Consider the following 2,673-nt stretch of genomic DNA (forward strand, 5'->3'; position numbering starts at 1 on the left):
GTACCGTTGAAATTCCACCAGTAGTTCCCGCCCTGGTAGAATGTGCCTATTATGCTTCCTGACAGCGTGAAGCCATTGAAGCTGTGCGCTATGAATGCCGGCTGCAGGCTTATGTTCCACTCGTCGATGTACAGGGCAGCAAGTCCCGTGTAGATGCTGTAATTAGGGCTGTATGCTGTCACATAGACCTTGAACTCGTTGTTGTAGACAAGGTTACCACTGCTGTACATCGAAACTCCGAATGGAGCGCCATTGGTATTGATGTATTCGAACCCCTTCGTCCTGGTTATTGGACTCTGCAGGAAGTGGTTACCCCATATCACGTTGTCAGATCCACCGAAAACGAGCAGCGATGAATCCATGGAGTAGAAGGTGTTCGAACCTATCAGATCATGCGTCGAGTTCCAGAGTATGACATTTGCATCAGGGAATCCACTGAGGAAATATGCAAACCAACCTGATATGAACTGGTCGCCCCAGAGCGATAGGTTCGAGGTGTTGTAGAATTCTAACGGCAGATAGTTGTACGTTGGCAGGTGGAGAGCCCTCAGAACCTCCGCCTGGTATCCAGCGTACTGCATGTAGAATGACGGCATCGAGATCAGATTGACGGATGCATTGGTATTCGCTATTACCACTCCGGGGAATACCGGAAACAGGAAATCGTTGAATTCATCGAAAAGCGGGTTCACGGGCATGTACTGCTGGTTCTCGACGAGGTATGGATTCGATGGGGATCCGTTTCCAGAAATCGATATATTGGCCAGCTGCTGGTTGTCCATGGCGAAGAGGGGCGTGTATATGCCCATTGCCGGATCCTTAACCAGATCTATGGTCATACCGGATCCGAGATTGCCCGATGCCGGCGCATAGTAGCTCATCAGGGCCTCATATGCGTAGGTACCAGCAGGCAGTATGAAGCTGAAATGCCCCGATAATGAGGTCGGTATCCATGCCGCATCGCTGAGGTTCATCGCGCCCGGAGATGCGAAGATGAACGCGTTACTTGGGCTTATACTTCCTGAGAATTGTTCCATGCTCGTCACAGGGCTCATGTTCCACATTCCGTATATGAAGGAAGGTCCTGCCGTCAGCCTGGCATAGTATCCATCAGATCCGTGATACCATGATAACGCAGCTCCCTCGCTTGTTTCACCCGTATCCGCAGCAATGTCGAAGGCCGAGGGCACCGTCTGGTACGTGCCAGTTGTGGAATTCAAGTAGTACAGGTGCATGGTCGCATTGATGCTGTATATGGAGGTTGTGCTACCTCCTCCAGGACCGCCGATCATGACCTCAGCGTCGTTTATCAGATAACCAGTGGCATCGTAGCCATAGCCATCTATCTGGTATTCAGGCTTCGGAGCAGTGTAGCCTGGGTGGCCGTAAGTGGAGTTGAATATGACCATGTCATAGCTTCCGGTATACGCCCTTCCCGCAGAGAAAACGCTGTAGTTGAAATACACCGCAGAATTGCCATTTATCACCGTGGAATTGAGATATAGGTCGATGGTGAACGGGTAGCTGACGGTGAATGTCGGGCCGATGTCGTAGTAGTAAACCCCCGACACAAGCGTGCCATCACCATGAAGGGCATTGGGGCTCATGTAAAATTCCGGGCTCGAGAAGTTCCACACATTGTCTATTAACGTTAGCTGGTGAGTCCTGGCTGAATAGAAGACGACGTTCTGTGTCCAGAATGAGTAGGAGGAGTTGCCGAGTATTGACACGTTTGTGAGAACGGAGTTCAGCTGTATCGTAACGGAGTGCGGGCCGTCGTTGAGCAGGTAGAAGTCGCTGAGGTTGTTCACCGTGACGCTGGCCTCGGTGCTTGTGAAGTTCATCTCATATGGTACGGTCTGCCCGTTCACGTACTTAAGGCCTATATCGCCTATGCCCATTGGAGCTGGAGTTGTTGCGTAAGTTGGCGAGACTTCGTTTCCAGAGTGCACCATCTTCTGTGCATTGAAGTTAGGCAGGTACACATACCTCGGGCTTATGCCATTTGATTCTATCTTCTGCATGACGCTACGGTACATGGAGGATTGCTGTGCGGTGTTCACGGACGCGGAGACGGCAGGTCCGTGAGAAGGGAGCTGGGCCGATGTCGCCGATATGGAAAAAAGGAGAGTGGCGACAAAGATCGCTGTAACAATTATCACAGAACCTTTAATGATATTTGTGATCATGAAACCATGGAACAGTCGTTTAAATTATTTTTGTTAAGGTAAAAAAGGTTTTATTTCAGCATTTTGTGTGACTGATTCTCCATGCCGGATTCTCTGATCTATATGGCGGATTTTCATCCAGGATTCTCCACTTTTGATGCTGCAGATTCTCCTCGAGACTTCAGGAACCCGGCAATTGGGATTATTGCAAGGACTGACAGGATCGATACCGCGATCAGGTAATATGAGGTGCTGGCATCAAGGTTGGCCCCGAACGCGGTTATTATGATCGATGAGGACTTGACGTGCGAGAAGGCCGACACGAATATGGGAAACACCGATATGCCCAGTATCAGCGACATGTTCCTCAGTGTGAAGAGCGAGCTGTTGGCTATGCCTCTGAACTTGGGCCCCGCTGCATCGACGACCATGGTGGTTGATGGGGCCCAGAAGAGCGAACCGCCGAAACCGGCCACGAACAGATAAACCGGTATGAGCGTCATCG

The 2,673-nt window shown here is 50.5% G+C and carries 1 protein-coding gene and 1 pseudogene; both read right to left on the reverse strand.

The window, feature by feature from the left end; translation table 11 throughout:
* The coding region (locus F6Q11_RS07405; protein WP_297027933.1) for a thermopsin at positions 1–2,189 on the reverse strand (2,189 nt) is incomplete at its 3' end.
* A 113-nt stretch (positions 2,190–2,302) separates the two neighbouring features.
* A pseudogene (locus tag F6Q11_RS07410) lies at positions 2,303–2,673 on the reverse strand (MFS transporter); the annotation flags it as partial.

The sequence above is a fragment of the Thermoplasma sp. genome (genome assembly GCF_008709555.1).
Lineage (GTDB): Archaea > Thermoplasmatota > Thermoplasmata > Thermoplasmatales > Thermoplasmataceae > Thermoplasma.